16 protein-coding genes are annotated in these 18,538 nt (G+C 73.8%); 10 read left to right on the top strand and 6 right to left on the bottom strand.

Features of this window, described 5'->3' with window-relative positions; genetic code table 11:
• Positions 1-138 precede the first annotated feature (138 nt).
• The 6 genes from HS045_RS23690 to HS045_RS23665 all read left to right on the top strand — a co-directional run bounded on the left by HS045_RS23690 (position 139) and on the right by HS045_RS23665 (position 6,699).
• Positions 139-1,335 (top strand): sensor histidine kinase, encoded by a 1,197-nt coding sequence (locus tag HS045_RS23690; protein ID WP_196453588.1) that lies wholly within the window; start codon positions 139-141, stop codon positions 1,333-1,335.
• 122 nt (positions 1,336-1,457) lie between these two features.
• Complete coding sequence (locus tag HS045_RS23685) at positions 1,458-2,222, top strand: LytTR family DNA-binding domain-containing protein (protein WP_196453587.1); 765 nt, start codon at positions 1,458-1,460, stop codon at positions 2,220-2,222.
• Positions 2,219-2,770, top strand: a complete 552-nt coding sequence (locus HS045_RS23680; RefSeq protein WP_196453586.1) for a hypothetical protein — start codon at positions 2,219-2,221, stop codon at positions 2,768-2,770. The genes HS045_RS23685 and HS045_RS23680 overlap by 4 nt, the downstream gene beginning before the upstream one ends.
• A gap of 97 nt (positions 2,771-2,867) precedes the next feature.
• On the top strand, positions 2,868-4,598 hold the full coding sequence (locus HS045_RS23675; protein WP_196453585.1) for a cation acetate symporter: 1,731 nt from the start codon (positions 2,868-2,870) through the stop codon (positions 4,596-4,598).
• Positions 4,599-4,771: 173 nt separating this feature from the next.
• Complete coding sequence (locus tag HS045_RS23670) at positions 4,772-5,101, top strand: DUF485 domain-containing protein (RefSeq protein ID WP_196453584.1); 330 nt, start codon at positions 4,772-4,774, stop codon at positions 5,099-5,101.
• Complete coding sequence (locus HS045_RS23665) at positions 5,098-6,699, top strand: cation acetate symporter (protein ID WP_196453583.1); 1,602 nt, start codon at positions 5,098-5,100, stop codon at positions 6,697-6,699. The genes HS045_RS23670 and HS045_RS23665 overlap by 4 nt, the downstream gene beginning before the upstream one ends.
• 223 nt (positions 6,700-6,922) lie before the next feature.
• Here the strand turns inward: HS045_RS23665 and HS045_RS23660 are convergent, their stop codons facing one another.
• On the bottom strand, positions 6,923-7,846 hold the full coding sequence (locus HS045_RS23660) for an aldo/keto reductase (protein ID WP_196453582.1): 924 nt from the start codon (positions 7,844-7,846) through the stop codon (positions 6,923-6,925).
• A 104-nt stretch (positions 7,847-7,950) separates the two neighbouring features.
• On the opposite strand from HS045_RS23660, the gene HS045_RS23655 reads away from it, so the two are divergent.
• On the top strand, positions 7,951-9,009 hold the full coding sequence (locus HS045_RS23655) for an alpha/beta hydrolase family protein (RefSeq protein ID WP_196453581.1): 1,059 nt from the start codon (positions 7,951-7,953) through the stop codon (positions 9,007-9,009).
• Positions 9,010-9,074: 65 nt separating this feature from the next.
• Positions 9,075-9,677: a helix-turn-helix domain-containing protein gene (locus HS045_RS23650; protein ID WP_307827667.1), complete on the top strand. Its 603-nt coding sequence runs from the start codon at positions 9,075-9,077 to the stop codon at positions 9,675-9,677.
• Between the two features lie 7 nt (positions 9,678-9,684).
• Here HS045_RS23650 and HS045_RS23645 read toward each other — a convergent pair whose 3' ends face one another.
• The 4 genes from HS045_RS23645 to HS045_RS23630 all read right to left on the bottom strand — a co-directional run bounded on the left by HS045_RS23645 (position 9,685) and on the right by HS045_RS23630 (position 15,676).
• Positions 9,685-11,307 (bottom strand): wax ester/triacylglycerol synthase family O-acyltransferase, encoded by a 1,623-nt coding sequence (locus HS045_RS23645; protein WP_196453580.1) that lies wholly within the window; start codon positions 11,305-11,307, stop codon positions 9,685-9,687.
• A 242-nt stretch (positions 11,308-11,549) separates the two neighbouring features.
• Positions 11,550-12,695 carry a sulfite oxidase gene (locus HS045_RS23640; protein WP_230884552.1) on the bottom strand — a complete coding sequence of 382 codons (1,146 nt, stop codon included), beginning with the start codon at positions 12,693-12,695 and terminating at the stop codon, positions 11,550-11,552.
• A gap of 79 nt (positions 12,696-12,774) precedes the next feature.
• A complete protein-coding gene (polX, locus tag HS045_RS23635) occupies positions 12,775-14,463 on the bottom strand; it encodes a DNA polymerase/3'-5' exonuclease PolX (protein WP_196453578.1) in 1,689 nt (562 codons plus the stop codon).
• Positions 14,464-14,560: 97 nt separating this feature from the next.
• Positions 14,561-15,676: a class I SAM-dependent methyltransferase gene (locus HS045_RS23630; RefSeq protein ID WP_196453577.1), complete on the bottom strand. Its 1,116-nt coding sequence runs from the start codon at positions 15,674-15,676 to the stop codon at positions 14,561-14,563.
• Between the two features lie 321 nt (positions 15,677-15,997).
• On the opposite strand from HS045_RS23630, the gene HS045_RS23625 reads away from it, so the two are divergent.
• Complete coding sequence (locus tag HS045_RS23625; RefSeq protein WP_196453576.1) at positions 15,998-16,630, top strand: hypothetical protein; 633 nt, start codon at positions 15,998-16,000, stop codon at positions 16,628-16,630.
• Between the two features lie 191 nt (positions 16,631-16,821).
• On the opposite strand, the gene HS045_RS23620 is transcribed toward HS045_RS23625, so the two are convergent.
• A complete protein-coding gene (locus HS045_RS23620) occupies positions 16,822-17,796 on the bottom strand; it encodes an aldo/keto reductase (RefSeq protein WP_196453575.1) in 975 nt (324 codons plus the stop codon).
• A 169-nt stretch (positions 17,797-17,965) separates the two neighbouring features.
• On the opposite strand from HS045_RS23620, the gene HS045_RS23615 reads away from it, so the two are divergent.
• The gene (locus HS045_RS23615) at positions 17,966-18,496 is read left to right on the top strand and encodes an N-acetyltransferase (protein ID WP_196453574.1); all 531 of its coding nucleotides are present in this window, start codon (positions 17,966-17,968) and stop codon (positions 18,494-18,496) included.
• Positions 18,497-18,538 lie beyond the last annotated feature (42 nt).

Below are 18,538 nucleotides of genomic sequence, written 5' to 3'. Positions count from 1 at the left end.
CCCGCGCGACCGAGTGACCCTCCTGCGGGGCCGCGTCCCGGACTCCGGGGCGCGGCCCCGCCGTGGTGCCGAGGCCGCCCCGCCGGGTCACCGGTACGGCGTCGCCGGAGGACGCCCGGGGCGGATAGGGTCCGGGGCGTGGAACCCGTCGTGGCCGTGCTGCTGGTCGTCGCCCTGGTCGGCGTGCCCGCCCTGGTGCTCTGGCGGGTGCTGCGCGGACGGCGGGAGCTGGGCAGCAGTCCCGCCGAGCGGGCCACCTTCGAGACCCTGCACACCGCCTCGCTCGCCGCTCCGCCGCTGCGGGCCGGGCTGACCGAGGCGGGCGCGCAGAAGGCCTGCCGGCACCTGCGCGCGCTGCTCGGCTCACCGGCGCTGGCGATCGCCGACGAGCAGCGGCTGCTGGTCTACGACGGCGAGGGCGACCACCACGCCCGCGAGGCCTTCGAGCACGCCGGCAAGACCCTGGCCGACGGCCGGACCCAGGTCCTGGGCCCGGAGGTCGTCTCCTGCGATCTGCCCGAGTGCCCGATCCGGTTCGCCGTCGTGGTGCCGCTCACCACCGACGGCCGGGTGGTGGGCTCGCTGGCCGCCTACGGCGGCCACGCCTCCGCGGGCCTGGTCCGCGCCGCCCACGAGGTGGCGAACTGGGTGAACTCGCAGCTGGAGCTGGCCGAGCTCGACCGCTCCCGGACCCGGCTGATGGAGGCCGAGGTCCGGGCGCTGCGCGCGCAGATCTCCCCGCACTTCATCTACAACTCGCTGACCACGATCGCGAGCTTCGTCCGCTCCGACCCCGACCGGTCCCGGGAGCTGCTGCTGGAGTTCGCCGACTTCACCCGCTACTCCTTCCGCCGGCACGGGGAGTTCACCACGCTCGCCGAGGAGCTGCGCTCCATCGACCGCTACCTGACCCTGGAGCGCGCCCGCTTCGGCGACCAGCTCCGGGTCACGCTCCGGATCGCGCCCGAGGTGCTCGCGGTGGCGGTGCCGTTCCTGTGCCTGCAGCCCCTGGTGGAGAACGCCGTACGGCACGGCCTGGAGAGCAAGCCCGGGGCGGGGCGGATCTCGATCCTCGCCGAGGACGCGGGGGCCGAGTGCCGGATCAGCGTCGAGGACGACGGGGTCGGCATGGACCCCGACCGGCTCCGCGGCATCCTGGCCGGCGACGCCGACGCGCGGTCGGGGACCGGGGGGGTGGGCCTGGCCAACGTGGACGAGCGGCTGCGCCAGGTCTACGGCGACGAGTACGGCCTGGTGGTGGAGACCGGCCGGGGCGCCGGAACGAAGGTGAGCGTCCGCCTGCCCAAGTACCATCCCGGAGTGTCCGCCGACTGATCGACGCCGCATCTCCACAGAGAGCCGCTCCGCACGCTGAGCAGGCCGGATACGGTTGACACGTGATGTCTGATTCATCACCCTCTAGGGATTCCCCTGACGTACGACCCGGAGGAGCGAGCGTGACCGGCCTGCGCGTTCTGGCGGTGGACGACGAGCTTCCCGCGCTCGAGGACCTGGCCTACCTGCTGCGCGACGACCCCCGTATCGACCAGGTGTCCCTGGCCCGGGACGGGGCCGCGGCGCTGCGCGTCCTGGACCGCGCCATCGCCGACGGGCGGCCGATCGACGCGGTCTTCCTCGACATCCGGATGCGCGGCCTGGACGGGGTGGTGCTCGGCCGGCTGCTCTCGCAGTTCGCGAACCCGCCCCGGGTGGTCTTCGTGACCGCCTACGAGGAGCACGCGGTGGACGCCTTCGAGATCAAGGCGGAGGACTACCTGCTCAAGCCGGTCCGCCCGGAACGGCTGGCCGAGGCCATCCGGCGGGTCTGCGTCTCGGCGGAGCTACCGGACGGCGACGGCGGCGGGGGCCGCGCCGACCCGCAGACGATCCCGGTGGAGCTCGGCGGCGTGACCCGGTTCGTCTCCAGCACCGACGTCCGCTACGTGGAGGCGCAGGGCGACTACGCCCGTCTGCACACCGCCGGCGGCAGCCATCTGGTCCGCATCCCGCTGGCCACGCTGGAGGAGCGCTGGGCCTCGGCCGGGTTCGTCCGGGTGCACCGCAGCCACCTGGTCGCGGTCAAGCACATCGACGAGCTGCACATCGACTCGGGCCGCTGCGTGGTCCGCATCGGCGAGACCGAGATCCCGGTCAGCCGTCGCCACACCCGTGAGCTGCGCGACCTGCTGGTGCGGCGCGCCCGCAAGGGCAGGTCCGAATGACGGCCGGGCGGGACGCGGGCGACGGCGGAACCGGGCGGGACGCGGTGCGGAGCCCCGGCGGGGACTCGGGCCGGGGCGGAGGAAGCGGCCCAGGGGAGCGGGGGACGGGGGACCGGGGGAGCGCGCCGCGCCGCCGCGGCGACCGGGCGCTGCGCGTGGCCGACCGGCTGGTGCGGCCCGGTGAGCGGCCCCGCCGGGAGGTGGTGACCAGCCCCAGGACCCAGGCGGCCCGCCGCTCCCGGTACCCCGCCACCCGGGAGATCGACGAGCAGACCCGCCTGGGCGAGGTGTACATGCGCTCCCTGGTGCGCACCCAGTTCCGCCTGGCCCTGTTCGTGTGCACCGTGCTCGCCTGCGTGGTCGGCGGCCTGCCGCTGCTGTTCCAGCTCGTGCCGGAGCTGCGGGAGGTGCGGCTGCTCGGCGTGGCGCTGCCCTGGGCGCTGCTCGCCGGGCTGGTCTATCCGGGGCTCGTCGCCGGGGCCTGGCTCTACGTCCGGCAGGCCGAGCGCAACGAGCGCCACTTCGCCGACCTGGTGGAGCGGCAGTGACCGCGAAGCCGGCCGGAGCGGCGGCGGGGGCCGTGAGGCCGACGGGAGCACCGATGGTGGCCGGGTCCGGGTCCGGTGGCCGGGCCGGGGGACCGGCGTGAACGCCGCCTACGGGGTCGCGGCGGTCGTCGTCGTGGTGCTGGCCGCGGTCCTCATCGGCGTCTTCGGCCTCCGGCTGTCGCGCACGACCTCCGACTTCTACGTGGCCTCCCGTACGGTCTCGCCGCTGTGGAACGCCTCCGCGATCGGCGGGGAGTACCTGTCGGCCGCCTCGTTCCTCGGCGTCGCCGGGCTGATCCTGGCCCACGGCGCCGACATGCTCTGGCTGCCGGTCGGCTGGACGGGAGGCTACCTGGTGCTGCTGGTGCTGGTCTCCGCGCCGCTGCGCCGGTCGGGCGCCTACACGCTCCCGGACTTCGCCGAGGCCCGCCTGGAGTCGATGACCGTGCGCCGCAGCGCCAGCGTGCTCGTGGTGCTGATCGGCTGGCTGTACCTCATGCCGCAGTTCCAGAGCGCCGGGCTGGTGCTGCGCACGATCACCGGCGCGCCGGTGTGGGCCGGCGGCCTGCTGGTGGCCGTCGTCGTCGCGGTCAACGTGCTCTCCGGCGGGATGCGCTCCATCACGTTCGTGCAGGCCTTCCAGTACTGGCTCAAACTCACCGCGCTCGCCCTGCCGGCGGTCTTCCTGCTGCTGGCCTGGCGGGCGGACGGCGCCCCCGCCCCGACCGCGCGGACGCCCCCGGTGTTCGCCGAGCGGACCACGGTCACCGTCGCCGTGGACGTCACCGTGCGGGTGACCGAGCCGGTCGGGGTGACCGTCACCGGCCGTCTGGACGGACGCTCCCTGGACCGGGCGCGGATCACGCTGGCCCCCGGTCCGCACGCCGTCGCCCGCGAGACGACGGTCGCCTTCCCGGCGGGCGCCGCCGTGCCGCACGCCGAGAACCTGCCCGCGCTCAGCGACCGGCAGTGGGCGCTGCCGCTGGAGAGCAGGGACTACCCGCTGTACTCCACCTACTCGCTGATCCTGGCGACCTTCCTGGGGACCATGGGCCTGCCCCACGTGCTGGTGCGCTTCTACACCAACCCCGACGGCCGGGCGGCCCGCCGTACCACGCTGGTGGTGCTCACCCTGCTCGGCGCCTTCTACCTGCTGCCGGCGGTCTACGGCGCGCTCGGCCGGATCTACGCCCCCGAGCTGCTGATGACCGGCCGCACCGACGCGGTGGTGCTGACCCTGCCGGGCCGCCTGGTCGGGGGCACGGCGGGCGACCTGCTCTCGGCGCTGGTGACGGCGGGGGCGTTCGCGGCGTTCCTGTCCACCTCGTCGGGGCTGACGGTCTCGGTGGCCGGAGTGATCGGGCAGGACATCCTGCGCGGCGGGGTGCGCTCGTTCCGGGTGGCGACCGTGCTGGCGGTGCTCGTCCCGCTGGCGCTGGCCACCGCGGCGCGCGCGCTGCCGGTGGCGGACGTGGTGGGACTGGTGTTCGCGGTCGCCGCCTCGTCGTTCTGCCCCCTGCTGGTCCTCGGCATCTGGTGGCGGCGGTTCACCGACGCGGGCGCGATGGCGGGACTGCTGACCGGCGGGGGACTGGCCTGCGCGGCGGTGCTCGCCACGATCGCCGGCGGTCCCCACACGGGCCTGGCCGGCGCGCTGCTGGCCCAGCCGGCGGCCTGGACCGTCCCGATCGCGTTCCTCGTCATGGTCGTCGTCTCCCTGCTCACGCCCGGCCGGATCCCCAAGGGCGTGGCCCGCACGATGGTGCGCCTGCACACCCCCGAGACGCTGAAGGTGGACCGCGGCGACTGGCGCCCCAAGGGAACGTGACGCGCCCGTCGCGCCGTTCGGCGCACGGGACGGACCTTTCGCCGCAGGCGTCCCCCAGCTGAACGCGGCCGGGCGGCGGCTGGGCGAAGAGCGCGTGCGCAGGCCTCCTCGCGGGGTGTCCGCCGCTCCTACGGTGGCCGTGATCCAGATCACATCCGTGGGAGGTCTCCCCCTTGACCACCAGACAACATGACGCGTCGGTCTACGAACAGGCGCAGGCGAGCGAGCGGTTCCAGGACCTGAAGCGCCGCTTCCGCGCCTGGACGTTCCCCATGACCGCGGCCTTCCTCGCGTGGTACCTGCTGTACGTGGTGTTGTCCGGCTGGGCGCGCGACTTCATGGGCACCAAGGTGCTGGGCAACATCAACGTCGCCCTGATCTTCGGTTTCCTGCAGTTCGTCTCCACGTTCGGCATCGCCTGGGCCTACTCCCGGCACATGGACAAGAAGATCGACCCGATCGCCGACGAGATCCGCCACGAGATCGAGGGGCGGACCGAATGAGCTCCCAGACCCTGTCGACCATCCTGTTCCTGGTCTTCGTCGCCGCGACGCTGGGCATCACCTTCTGGGCCAGCCGGCAGACCAAGACCGCCGCCGACTACTACGCCGGCGGCCGGTCCTTCAGCGGCGCGCAGAACGGCCTGGCGATCGGCGGCGACTACATGTCGGCCGCCAGCTTCCTCGGCATCGCCGGCATCATCGCCCTGTCCGGCTACGACGGCTTCCTCTACTCGATCGGCTTCCTCGTCGCCTGGCTGGTGGCGCTGCTGCTGGTCGCGGAGCTGATGCGCAACTCCGGCAAGTTCACCATGGCCGACGTGCTGGCCTTCCGGATGAGCCCGCGCCCGGTGCGCACCGCGGCGGGCGTCTCCACCATCGTCGTGTCGATCTTCTACCTGCTGGCCCAGATGGTCGGCGCGGGCGCGCTGGTCACCCTGCTGCTCGGCGTCACCTCGGAGACGGGCAAGGCCCTGACGATCGTCGGCGTCGGCGTCCTGATGATCATCTATGTGGTCGTCGGCGGCATGAAGGGCACCACCTGGGTGCAGATCGTCAAGGCCGTGCTGCTCATGGGCGGCGCGACCCTGGTCACCCTGCTGGTCCTGGGCAAGTACGGCTTCAACCTCTCCTCCCTGCTCGGCGACGCCGCCGCCAAGAGCGGCAAGGGCGACGCCTTCCTCAACGCCGGAGGCAAGTACGCCACCGAGGCGCAGGGCCTGGCCGGCAAGCTCGACCTGATCAGCCTCGGCCTGGCCCTGGTGCTCGGCACCGCGGGCCTGCCGCACATCCTGATCCGCTTCTACACCGTGCCCACCGCCAAGGACGCCCGCAAGTCGGTGCTGTGGGGCATCGGCATCATCGGCAGCTTCTACCTGCTCACCCTCGTGCTGGGCTTCGGCGCGGCGGCGCTGGTCGACAGCAAGGCGATGGACAAGGCGGGCAACACCGCGGCGCCGCTGCTCGCCAAGAAGATCGGCGAGGAGATCTTCGGCGCGGTGGGCGGCACGGTCCTGCTGGCGATCATCGCCGCGGTCGCGTTCGCCACCATCCTGGCGGTCGTCGCCGGCCTGACGCTGGCCTCCAGCTCGTCCTTCGCCCACGACCTGTACGCGCACGTCTTCAAGCGCGGCAACGTCACCGACAAGGAGGAGGTCCTGGTCGCCCGGATCTCCGCCTTCGTCATCGGGGCGTTCTCCATCGGGCTCGGCATCCTCGCGCAGGGGCAGAACGTGGCCTTCCTGGTCGCCCTGGCCTTCGCGGTGGCCGCCTCGGGCAACCTGCCGGCGATCCTCTACAGCCTGTTCTGGAAGGACTTCAACACCGCGGGCGCGACCTCGGCCATCTACGGCGGCCTGGTCTCCGCACTCGTCCTGGTGGTCTTCTCGCCGGTGGTGTCGGGCAGCCCCACCGCGCTCTTCCCGGACGCGGACTTCTCCTGGTTCCCGCTGAGCAACCCGGGCCTGCTCTCGATCCCGATCGGCTTCCTGGCCGGCTGGATCGGCACCAGGCTCAGCAAGGAGCACAACGCGGCCAAGTACGCCGAGATCGAGGTCCGCGCGCTCACCGGCGTCGGCGCCGAGAAGGCCGCCGAGCACTGACCCCGCGCACCGGCCTCGCGCACTGACCCCGCGCACCGGCCTCGCGCAGTGCCCCTGCGCGCGGGTCCCGCGCACCGGCCGTCCGGCGGTCCCCGCAGTCCGCGGCGACCGCCGGACGGGTCCCGGATCACGGGTCCCGCCGGAGGGCCCGGCCGCCTCGGGGCGGCCGGGCCCTCCGCCTGCCCCGCAGCGGCCGGGCCCCGCCCGCTCCCGGGGGCGTCTCCTACCGGGAGGCCTCGTCCAGCAGGGCGAGCTCCTCGTCGGTCAGCTTCACCTCGGCGACCGCGAGCAGCGGCCGGAGCTGCTCGACGTCGCGGGCGCTGGCGATCGGCGCGGCGACCGTGGGCTGGGCCGCCAGCCAGGCGAGCGCGATCGTCGCCGGGACGGCGCCGTGCGCGGCGGCCACCTCGTCCAGCGCGGCCAGGACCCGCGGGCCGCGCTCGGTGGCGAGGTACTCCGACGCCTTGGCCGCCCGCGGGCTGTCCACCTCGGCCCCCGGCCGGTACTTGCCGGTCAGGAAGCCCCGCGCCAGGCCGTAGTACGGCGTGCTGGTCAGGCACCCCTCGACGACCGCGTCGCGCAACGCGCCCTCGTAGCCGCGCTCCATCAGGTTGTAGTGCTGCTGGAGCACCCCGTAGCGGGCCAGGCCCTTCTGGTCGGAGATCTCCAGCGCCTCGGTCAGCCGGGCGGCGTCGTGGTTGGACGCGCCGATGTTGCGGACCTTGCCCTCGCGGACCAGGGCGTCGAACGCCTCCAGGGTCTCCTCCAGAGGGGTCTTGGGGTCGTCGAAGTGCGCCCAGTACAGGTCGATGTGGTCGGTCCGCAGCCGCCGCAGCGAGTCCTCCGCGGCGGCGCGGATGTTCGCCGCCGAGAGCCCGTCGCGCGTCGAGAGGGAGCCGACCTTGGTGGCCACGACCATCCGGTCGCGGTTGCCCCGGGAGGCCATCCACTCGCCGATGATCGTCTCCGATTCGCCGCCGACATTACCGGGGACCCACTCGGAGTAGGCGTCCGCGGTGTCGATGAAGTTGCCGCCCGCCCCGGCGTAGGCGTCCAGGACGGCGAAGGAGGCGTCCCGGTCGGCGGTCCAGCCGAAAACGTTGCCGCCCAGGCAGAGCGGGAAGAGGTTCAGCTCAGAAAGGCTCATGCCCGCCACTCTATTGCCCGGCGTTCACTCACTTCCTGAGCATCATGGGAGATCGTCCCGGCGTTAGCATGTGCCGGGTCGGCGCACGGGCGGAGGCGGCTCGCATGGCACCCGGTTCACGGCTACGAGGGCTCCTCGTCGGGGCCGTGGTCCTCACCGGGCTGTTCGTCCTGGTGGTGGCGGCGACGATCGCACTGATCACGAGCCAGCGCCGCCCGGACGCCGGGCCGACGGGCGCCCCGGCCACCGGCGGGCCGCGGGCGAGCGCGACCCCGCGGGCCACGGGGACCCCGCGGACGCCGGAGGGGATCGAGGTCCTCCGGGAGCGGCGGTCCGGCGGGCGCCGGATGGACCTGACCCTGCGCTCGGCCGCGCTGGACGACGTCACCACGGTACGGCTGCTGCTGCCCGAGGGCTGGTCGGCCGGCTCCGGCCGGACCTGGCCCACCCTGTGGCTGCTCCACGGCGGCCTGGACGACCACCGGGGCTGGTCGCGCTCGGACGTCGAGCGGTTGACCGCCGACGCCCCGGTGATCGTCGTGATGCCCGACGGCGGCCGGTGCGGCAGCTACTCCGACTGGTACAACGGCGGCGACGGCGGACCGCCCCGGTGGGCCACCCACCACCTGGAGGAACTGCTGCCCCTGCTGGAGAGCCGGTACGGCGCGGGCGGCGACCGGGCGATCGCCGGCTACTCGATGGGCGGCCAGGGCGCGATGCTCTACGCCGCGACCGGCCGGTTCACGGCGGCGGCCTCCTTCAGCGGCGCCGTGCACACGCTGCTGCCCGGCGTCGACCTCGCCGTCATGCTCGGCACCGCCGCCGGCTGCTTCGGCACCGACTGGAAGCGCATCTGGGGCGACCCGCAGGGCGACCGGGAGGTCTGGGAGGAGCACGACCCCTACCACCGGGCCGCCGATCTGCGCGGCGTGCGCCTCTACGTGTCGGCGGGCGACGGGCGGCCGCGGCCGGGCGAGCTGTTCGGCGACGTCACCGAGGAACTGGCCCGCAAGGCGGCCACCGCCTTCACCGACCGGCTCGGCGAGCTGGGCATCCCGGTCGAGACGCACTTCTACCGGGGCAGGCACAACATGACCTACTGGAACCGGGAACTGCGCCGGGCCCTGCCCCTGCTGCTGTCCTCCGTCGGGGCCGGTGACTGAGCGCGTACGGCCCTGTCCCCCCGGCGACATGGAATCCGCCCGGCCCGCGAGGTTATCGTCGGGCTGTGGGAAGCCTCCGTGACCGTGCCAGGAGACCGCGGCGCCCCGGCGGCCCCGGCAGGAGGGGGGAGCCGGGCACCCGCGCCCGCATCCTGGACGCCGCCGAGGAGCTGTTCGCCCGCGACGGTTACGAGGCGACCCCCACGGCGGAGATCGCCCGCCTGGCGGACGTCCCCAAGGGCCTCGTCTTCCACTACTTCCCCCGGAAGATCGACGTGCTGGTCGCGCTGGTCGACGAGCGCACGCTGGTGGAGGAGTCCCCGGAAGGGGAGTCCGTCCCCGGCGACGCGGCGGGCGCCCTGTCCCGGCTCGCCCGCCGCCTGCCGATCAGGGCCTCCCCGGCCATGCGGCGCATCCTGTTCCGCGAGGCCGACACGCACGGCTCGGTCCGCGCCCGGCTGGGCCACCTCAACGGCGAGATCATCCGCCGGGCCCGGTTCGCGCTGGAGCTGGCCCTGCCCGGGGCGCGCGGGGGCGCCGCCCGGCTGGAGGTCGCCGCGGTCACCTTCGCCGCGGTCCTGCTCCACCAGGAGAACCTCTGCCAGCTCACCGGCCACCACATCGATCCCGACGCGGTGGCCGAGCTGATCGTGCACGCCCTGGCGTGACCGCGGCTCAGACCGGGCTCGGCTCCGCAGCCGCAGCCGCAGCCGCAGCCGCAGCCTCAGCCGCAGCCGGGCCGGGAGCAGGGACGGGGACCGCGGTGGGAGCCGCGGTGGGAGCCGTACCGGGAACGGGGACCGGGGCGGGAGCCGGGACCGGGGCGGGACCGGCCAGCTCGACGAGCTCGTCCATCGCGTCCTGGAGGTGGCCCATCAGCCGCCAGACGTCCTCGACCCGGTCCGGGCAGGCGACGACGCCGAAGTCGAGCGAGCCGTCGTAGGAGAAGCAGGTGATGCTGAGCCCGCCGGTCGCGTCGCTGAGCACCGACATCGGGTAGTAGCCGAGCACCCGGGCCCCGCACAGGTACAGGGGGAACTGCGGCCCCGGCACGTTGGAGACGATCAGGTTGACCGGCGGGGCCCCCATCGAGGCCAGCCGGAAGAGCGCGGGGGTCGCCAGGGCGGTCACCGGCGCGGGCACCATCGAGGTCAGTTCGCTGGGCCAGGTCGACGGGGAGCCGGCGAAGCGCCGCTTGGCGGTGCGCATCGCCGCCCCCACGGCCTGCAACCGCTCCCGGGGGCAGGCGACGTCGGTCGGCATCGGCGTGATCATGGCGGAGATCTGGTTGCCGACGGCGCCCCGGCCGTCCTGCCCGCCCTGTCCGGCCCGGCCGCCGCGTGCCGTACGGACCGAGACCGGGACCGCGGCGATCAGCGGCCGGTCCGGGAGCGTGCCGCGCTCCTGCAGCCAGGAGCGCAGCGCCGAGGTGCACAGGGCCATGACCACGTCGTTGACGCTGATCCCGGACGACCTGGCCACCCGCCGGACGTCGGCCAGCGGAACGGAACCGTACGAGAAGCGGCGGCGGGCGCTGATCGGGCCGTTGAACGGGGTGCGCGGGGCCGCCAGCGAGGGCAGCGCGGGCAGGTCCCGGGTCGTCCCGAGGATCATCCGGGTCGTGGCGGCCACCAGGCGGGCCCCCGGCAGGGTCGCGGCGAGCGGGATCGCGTCGAGGTCGGCCGCGGCCCGGCCGAGGGAGCGCAGCGCCCGCAGCGGGTGGGTCGCCGACCGGGTGACGGCCCCGGCGAGCATCGTGACGATCCCCGGCGCGGCGGTCGGCCGGCGCTCGGCGGGAGGCTCGACCGCGCGCGGCTCGGGGGTCAGGTCCAGCAGCGCGGCCAGCGTCTCCGCGCCCGACACCCCGTCGATGGCGCAGTGGTGGACCTTGACGTACAGCGCGGCCCGGCCGCCGGTCAGGCCCTGGATCAGGTGCATCTCCCAGAGCGGGCGGCGGCGGTTCAGCCGCCGCTCGTGGAGCCGCGCGACCGCCTCGGCGAGCTGGGCGTCGTCGCCCGGCATCGGCAGCGTCGTCTCGTGCACGTGGTGGGCGACGTCGAAGGAGGGGTCCTCCGCCCAGTACGGATGGTCGAGGCCGAACGGCACGCTCACCAGGCGCAGCCGGAGGGCCGGGGCCAGGTGCAGCCGGTCGCGCAGCAGCGCGATCAGGGCCTCGCGGGTGATCCTGCCCTCGGGGGTGCGGCTCGGATCCAGCACGGCCACCCCCGCGACGTGGGCGGCGGTGGTCGCCGACTCGGCGTGCAGGAACTGCGCGTCGAGCGGGGTCAACTGGCGCATCGGCGGAGCCTCTCGGCGGAAAGAATGGGAACGGACCGTCGGAACAGATTCTGTCATCATCACCCCGGTTCGTTTCGTCTGCGTTTCCGTGGAGCAACCGGAGGAGTCTTTCAGATGAAATCCGCAATGGCGAACGCCGATTTCGGCAACGTGTCCTGCCTGATCAACGCATGTGCAGGTCATGGGGGTGCGGCGGCCGGTTTATCCGTAGGGGCCATGTTTCCGTGCCGCTGGCGGTTCCGCTAGACGTTTATGACCCGCACCGGACGGCGCACAACCGCGTTAAAGAGATATCCCAATTCGTTGTAAGGGCTTTCCATCGGTTGGGTCGCGCCGGTCGCGTCGGTCGCGCGGGCCATGAGGGTGTGCGGGCCGTCGGCCGGAGGGGTCCAGGTGATGTGCCAGCGGGTCCAGGCGCAGGCGGCGCGCGCACCGTGCAGCAGGGCCGGCCGCCAGGTGGCGCCGCCGTCGGCGCTCACCTCGACCGAGGTGATCCGGCCGCGGCCGGACCAGGAGCGGCCGTGCAGCACGTGCGGGCGCCCGGCGGCCAGGACGGCGTCCCAGGGCAGTTCGAAGACGCTCTTGACGCCGTGGACGGTCAGCGGGGGACCGCCCTGCGGCGGATGGTCCCCGCCGGACATCCGGTAGAACTCCGTGGTCCAGGGTGAGGAGAGCGGCTCGGCGGAGACCTCGATGTCGCCCACCCACTTGATCGAGGCCAGCCCGATCCACGACGGCACGACCAGCCGGACCGGGTGCCCGTGGTCGGGCGGGAGCGGCCCGCCGTTCATCGCGTAGGCCAGGATGACGTCGTCGAGGGCCTTGGCGACCGGGATCGGCCGCCGCACCCGGCCGTGGTCGACGCCGTCGGCCACGTAGCGGGGATCGAGCCCCCGGGGCATCACGTCGACGGCCTCGGGGGTGATCCCGGCGAGCTCCAGCACCGCGGCCAGCGGCACCCCGCGCCAGCGGGCCACCCCGGCGGCGCCGAGCCGCCACGGGGTGCCGGAGACCTCCTGGTGCTGCTGGTCGGCGAAGAACCGCCGGCCGTTGCCCGCGCACTCGATCAGTACGTCCCGGGTCACCGAGGGCAGGGCGAGCAGTTCCCGGTAGCCGAGGCTCCGCGGCGCGCGCAGGCCCGAGCCGTGCAGCTCCAGCCGCCAGGCCGCCGCGTCGATCACCGGGGTGCGGGTGTGGTTGCGCACGAAGAACCGGTCGGTCGGCACCCGGTGTCCGGCGCCGCGCATGGCCTCCCAGCGCATCTCGGCGCAGGGGCCGTGCACGTCGAACAGCTCCGGCGGCAGCGGCTTGACGATGGGTCCGGCGGTCGGCCCTGCGGGTCCGGTAGCGGGTCCGGCGGTCGGCCCTGCGGCGGTCTCGTGCGGCATGCGGCACCATCCCCTCATTGCAGCTATTTCCTACTAGGAAAGCATGTAATCCTGCGGGGGGGTGCGGATCCGCGGATCCTCAGCGGCCCAGGAAGGCCAGCAGCCGCTCCAGCGGCCAGGCGTTGACCACGTCCTCGGGCGTCAGCCAGGCGCGCTGGGCGATGCCGACGCCGAAGCGCTGGCCCGCCAGGTGGGGCACCGCGTGGGCGTCGCTGTCGACGGAGAAGACCACGCCGTGGTGGCGCGCCCGCCGCACCAGGTCGGCGGGCAGGTCGGAGCGGTCGGGCATGGAGTCGATCTCCATCGCGGTGCCGGTGCGGGCGGCGGCGCGGAAGACCTCGTCCCAGTCGGCGTCCACCGGCTCCCTCCGGCCGATCAGCCGGGTCGTGGGATGGCCGATGACGTGGACGTGCGGGTTCTCGCACGCGGCGACCAGCCGCCGGGTCATCTCCTCGCGGGACTGCCCGAAGTGCGAGTGCACGCTCGCCACGCACACGTCGAAGCCCGCCAGGATCTCGGCCGGCCAGTCGACCGAGCCGTCCGGGCCGATGTTCAGCTCGGTGCCGTGCAGGAGCCGCATGTCCGGATACCTACCCTGAAGGCGGGTGATCCGCTCGCGCTGCGCCAGCGCCTTGTCCAGCGTCATCCGGTGCATGGCCAGGTCCGGAGCGTGGTCGGTGACCGCGTAGTAGGAGTGGCCGCGCGCCGCGGCGGCGGCCGCCATGTCCTCCAGCGAGGCGATGCCGTCGGTCAGGTCGGTGTGGGTGTGCAGATCGCCCCGGAGATCCTCCAGGGTGACCAGCCGCGGCAGCCCGCCCTCCAGCGCGGCGGCGATCTCCCCGCCGTCCTCGCGCAGCGCCGGCGGGATCCACTCCATGCCGAGCGCCCGGTAGACGTCCTCCTCCTCGGCCGCCGCGATCACCCGGTCGCCGTCGAAGAGGCCGTACTCGGAGAGCTTCCAGCCCTTCTTCACGGCGATCTCCCGCAGGCGCACGTTGTGCGCCTGCGACCCCGTGAAGTACAGCAGGCCGGCGCCCCACGACCCGGCCGGGATCAGCCGCAGGTCCACCTGCACGCCCTGGTGGGTGCGGATCGAGGTCTTCTTCGCACCCGAGGCGATGACCTCCGCGACGTACGGCTTGGCCGTGAAGTCGGCCATCAGCGACTCGGGCGCGACGGCCAGCACGTCGACGTCGCCGGCGGTGTCGCGCATCCGGCGCAGCGACCCGGCGCAGGCGATGCGCTCGGCCCCGTCCCGCAGCGAGGCGACGACCCGCTCGGCCAGCTCCATGGCCACACCGACGTGCACCCGCGCGCCGGTCCGCGCGAGCTGCTCGACGCCCCGCAGGAGGTTCGCCTCGGTCGTGGGACCGAACCCCTTCACCCCCTTGAGCCGCCCCGCCCTGATCGCCTCGGCCAGCGCCTCGGGGGAGTCGACGCCGAGCTCCTGGTAGAGGAAGACCGCCTTCTTCGGCCCGAGCGAGGGCACCCGGGTCAGCCGGCGCACCCCCTCGGGGACCCGGCTCCGCAACTCGTCGAGCTGCCGGAACCCGCCCCGGCCGAGGTACTCCTCGACCTTCTTCGCGATCGCCTCGCCCACGCCCGGCACACTGCGCACGGCCACGGTCGCGATGTCCTCGGGGAAGCCCGCGATGGCCTTGGCGGCCTTCTGGTAGCTGCGGACCCGGAACGCGTCACCGCCCGTCATCGCGAACAGCTCGGCGTACTCCTCCAGGGCGGCGGCCACATCGTCATTCGCTCGTGTCACGCGCCCACCCTAGGAGACCGCACCGACGATTCCCCGCCCGCGCCGCCGTTCCCCGCGGGCGGCGGACCGTCCCCCGGCCGGGACGCACGGCTCCGCGTCAGGGGCGCACCTGGTAGACGTGGTTGACCGGGGTGGAGGCCACCAGGCGCACGTCGGTGAAGCCCGCCTCCTCCAGCACCGCGCGCACCGCCCGCCCGCCCGCCTGCGCGCCCATCGCCGAACCGCCCTGGGAGACGGCGTTGGGCACGCACATGTAGGTCGAGGCCGCGTAGAACATGCGCCCCACCGGGTGGAGGTTGTCCTGGACCCGGTCTCCGGCGGCCGGCTCCACCAGCAGCCAGGTCCCGCCCCCGCCCAGCGCCTCGCGTATGCGCCGGGCCGCGCCGACCGGGTCGCCGTAGTCGTGCAGGGCGTCGAAGGTGCAGACCAGGTCGTACCCGCCCGCCGGGATCTCGGTGGCCGCGCAGACGGTGAACCGCGCCCGGCCGGAGACGCCCGCGGCCTCGGCGGCCCTGCGCGCCCGCTCGATCGAGACGTCGTGGTAGTCGTAGCCCTCGAACGCCGACGCCGGGTAGGCCTGGGCCATCAGGATCGTGGTGACCCCGTACCCGCAGCCCACGTCGGCCACCCGGGCGCCCGCGGTGAGCCGCTCGTGCACGCCGTCCAGGGCCGGGATCCACTCGGTCACCAGGTGCGCGGCGTACCCGCTCCGGAAGAAGTCCGCGACCGATGCGACGAGCTCGTCGTCCTGCTCGTGCCAGCCGATGCCCTCGCCGCTGCGCATGGCCGCCTCCAGCCGGTCGAGCCCGGTCAGCGCGCGCACGGCGAAGCGGAACATCGTCGCGAGGTTCAGCGGCCCCCGCGGGTTGAACGCCAGCGCGTGCTCGGCCGCCATGCCGTACCGGTCGCCGTCCGGGTCGTGGGTGAGATAGCCCCCGGCGGCCTGGGACCTGGCCCACTCCCGCACGTAGCGCTCGGCCGTACCGGTGCGCGCGGCGAGCTCGGCGGTCGTCAGCGGACCGCCGGCCAGCGCCTCGTAGAGGCCGAGCCGCATGCCCAGCACGACGAGGCCCGCGGAGGTCGTGGCCCCGGCGTCGACGATCGCCCTGCCCAGCAGCGCGTCCAGCCGCTCGGAGTCGACGTCCAGCGAGGCGGGGTCCGGCCACCCGCGGCCCGTCTGCGCGTCCGCGGCGGTGGTGTCGGGATGGGACATGGTCAGGTCCTTTCCGGTGAACGGTCGTCCGGACGCGTGCCCGCGATCCGGGTCCCCCACCATGGCCTTCTCCGCACCGGGAACGCGCACCACGACACGGCGCCGGGGGCGTTCCGGGGGAAAACTTCAGCCGGGGCCGCCACCGCTCGCCTCGGGCGCGCGCCGGACGCCCCAGGGGCGAGCCCGACGGCGGGCGGGGGGAGTCGCCGGGGGCCGGGCGACATGAGGCGGCCTGATCCGGGCCGAGCCGAAACCCGCGTGCGTTCGGACGGGTGGGCCCCGTAGGCTGCGCCCATGCTCCCCGATCTACCGTGGCCTTCGATGACGCACCGCGAGGCCACGGCCGAGCTGGTGCTGGCGGGCTGGACGACCTGCGGCGTCGGTGACTGGGCGATCGGCCTGCGCTCTCCCGACGGGTTGTGGGCGGCCAGGGTGTGCCCGTTCGACCCGGCCTACGCGGCCTTCCTGGAGCTGTGCCGCCGCAGATCCGGCAACCCGTACCTGCCGGGCGTCGCCTTCGACACGCCGCTGGAAGGCGGCGGCACCCTGGCCGTGCTGGAATTCCTGGCGCCGCTCGAGGCTGCGCGGGCCGAGGAGGTCGCCCGCCGGTGGCGGGACGGCACCGGCGATGCGGCCCTGGCCGAGGTACGGCAGGCCGCCGCCGCGATCGACGCCGAGTTCCGGGCCCGGACGCCCTGGTGGGACGGGATCGACCTGAACGCCGGCAACCTGCGCCGAGCCCTCGACGGGCGGGTGGTGGTCATCGACGTGTTCTGCATGGACGGCGCCTCCGTCTACGCGCAGGTCCTCCGGGACGCGGCCGTGGTCCGCGCCGAACTTCCGGGCAGCCGTCACATCCTCGACATCCCGTACATCGCCCGCGAGAGCACTCCCGAAGAGATCCACGCCCTCCGCGCCGCGTGGCATCGCACACCGGGTCTTCGGGGAGGCTGAGAGGGCTCCCCTTCGGACGCTGAAAGCCGGTGACCGGGCGCAACCGGCGGTGTTCGCCACGCAGTCCGGCCTCGGCCCGCCATGTGATCGTGGCGGCAGGACGCCGACGCGACCGCACGCCGCGATGCCGCCGGCCGGCTACGGCCGCCGCCGACGCCCGCGGCCACATGCGCACGGGAGGACGTTTCCCTTCAGAGGGCGACGCGCCGGGGGCGGTACGGCTCGGCGAGGAAGGCGGTCTCCTCGTCGGTCAGCGCCAGGTCCACCGCGGCGACGGCGTCGTCCACGTGCCGGTCCTTGGTCGCGCCGACGATCGGGGCGGTCACCGCGGGCTGGTGGAGCAGCCAGGCAAGCGCCACCTGCGCCGCGGGGACCTCCCGCTCCCGGGCGACCCGGGCGACCCGGTCGAGGATCGGCCGGTTGTCCTCCTCGTCGGTGTAGAGGGCGTCGATGCGCGGGTCGCTCCCGGCGCGCACGGTGCTCTCCGCGGAACCCGCGCGGGCGAGCAGGCCGCGGGCCAGCGGGCTCCACGGGATGACCCCCACGCCCTGGTCGGCGCAGAGCGGGATCATCTCCCGCTCCTCCTCACGATAGAGAAGATTGTAGTGATTCTGCATTGATGCGAATTTTGTCCAGCCGTTGGCCTCGGCGACGTGCTGGGCCTTGGCGAACTGCCAGGCGGCCATGCTGGAGGCGCCCAGGTAGCGGGCCTTGCCCGCCTGCACGACCTCGTGCAGGGCCTGCATGGTCTCCTCGATGGGCGTCTCGTCGTCCCAGCGGTGGATCTGGTAGAGGTCGACGTGGTCGGTGCCCAGGCGGCGCAGGGAGTCGTCGATGGCGGCGTGGACGTGCTTGCGCGACAGGCCGCGGTCGTTGGCCCCCTCGCCCACGGGGAAGAAGACCTTGGTGGCCAGGACGTAGTCGTCGCGGCGGGGGAACAGCCGCGCCAGCAGTCGGCCGGTGACCTCCTCGCTGGCGCCCCGGGAGTAGACGTCGGCGGTGTCGAAGAACGTCACGCCGGCCTCGACGGCCCGCCGCACGATCGGCTCGGCGGCGGTCTCGTCCAGCACCCACCCGCCCCACCGGGCGGGATCGCCGTAGCTCATCATGCCCAGGCAGACCCTGGAGACCTTCAACCCGGTCGCTCCCAGGCGTACGTATTCCATGCGACCCCTCCCGATCTTGGCAACCGGTCCCAGCCTACGACCGGGTGATCACCGCTCGCAGGCCGGCCTCCCCGCCCCATCCGCACCGGCACCGCGGCCGGGCTGCGTCCCGAGGCTCCGGCTCCGATATCCGGATGATCGTGAACCGGCGGGCGGGCATCATGTCCGCATGACGTATGAAGTCCGTCCGGGAGCGCCCGGAGATGTCGGAGCCGTGGAGCACGTGCGTGTGACCACCTGGAAGAGCGCCTACCGCGGGATCATGCCCGACGACTACCTGGACGCGCTCGCGGTCGAGCCGGATGCGGTCTCGGGCATGGAGGCGGGGCTCGCCGCCGCCCTGGACGAAGGGCGGGTCCCGCTTCTGGTCGGCGAGGCCGGAGGCGGGGTCGCCGGGTTCGCCAACTTCGGACGCTGCCACGATGAGGAGATCGGCGGCGGAGAGGTGTTCGCCCTCTACGTGCTGCCCGAGTCGCAGTCCGGCGGCCTCGGCCGCGCGCTCCTGACGGCGGCCGTGGAACGGCTCCGCGCCGACGGGCATGAGGAGGCCGGGCTGTGGGTCGCGTCGGGAAACACCCGGGCCCGGCGTTTCTACGAGTGCTTCGGCTTCGTCCCGTCCGGTCGCACCAAGTCCCTGCCCGAGCCCTTCCCGCCCGTGGAGGAGATCCACTACACGCTGTCCCTGAACCCGCTCCTCTGAACCGCCCCGGGCCCCGTCTGCTCGTTTCCCGGTGCTCGTCGC

Origin of the sequence: Planomonospora sp. ID82291 (assembly GCF_015711645.1) — a bacterium.
Taxonomy (GTDB): domain Bacteria; phylum Actinomycetota; class Actinomycetes; order Streptosporangiales; family Streptosporangiaceae; genus Planomonospora.
Note: the sequence above shows the minus strand (reverse complement) of the source record. Positions and strands in the feature narration are given on the sequence as shown.

Bases quoted from the DNA above. Each gene is read 5' to 3' on its own strand.
- HS045_RS23640 (WP_230884552.1), bottom strand. From the start codon at position 12,695: ATGCCGCACGAGACCGCCGCAGGGCCGACCGCCGGACCCGCTACCGGA.
- HS045_RS23655 (WP_196453581.1), top strand. From the start codon at position 7,951: ATGGCACCCGGTTCACGGCTACGAGGGCTCCTCGTCGGGGCCGTGGTC.
- HS045_RS23615 (WP_196453574.1), top strand. From the start codon at position 17,966: ATGACGTATGAAGTCCGTCCGGGAGCGCCCGGAGATGTCGGAGCCGTG.
- HS045_RS23660 (WP_196453582.1), bottom strand. From the start codon at position 7,846: ATGAGCCTTTCTGAGCTGAACCTCTTCCCGCTCTGCCTGGGCGGCAAC.
- HS045_RS23625 (WP_196453576.1), top strand. From the start codon at position 15,998: ATGACGCACCGCGAGGCCACGGCCGAGCTGGTGCTGGCGGGCTGGACG.
- HS045_RS23620 (WP_196453575.1), bottom strand. From the start codon at position 17,796: ATGGAATACGTACGCCTGGGAGCGACCGGGTTGAAGGTCTCCAGGGTC.
- HS045_RS23680 (WP_196453586.1), top strand. From the start codon at position 2,219: ATGACGGCCGGGCGGGACGCGGGCGACGGCGGAACCGGGCGGGACGCG.
- HS045_RS23645 (WP_196453580.1), bottom strand. From the start codon at position 11,307: ATGCGCCAGTTGACCCCGCTCGACGCGCAGTTCCTGCACGCCGAGTCG.
- HS045_RS23630 (WP_196453577.1), bottom strand. From the start codon at position 15,676: ATGTCCCATCCCGACACCACCGCCGCGGACGCGCAGACGGGCCGCGGG.
- HS045_RS23665 (WP_196453583.1), top strand. From the start codon at position 5,098: ATGAGCTCCCAGACCCTGTCGACCATCCTGTTCCTGGTCTTCGTCGCC.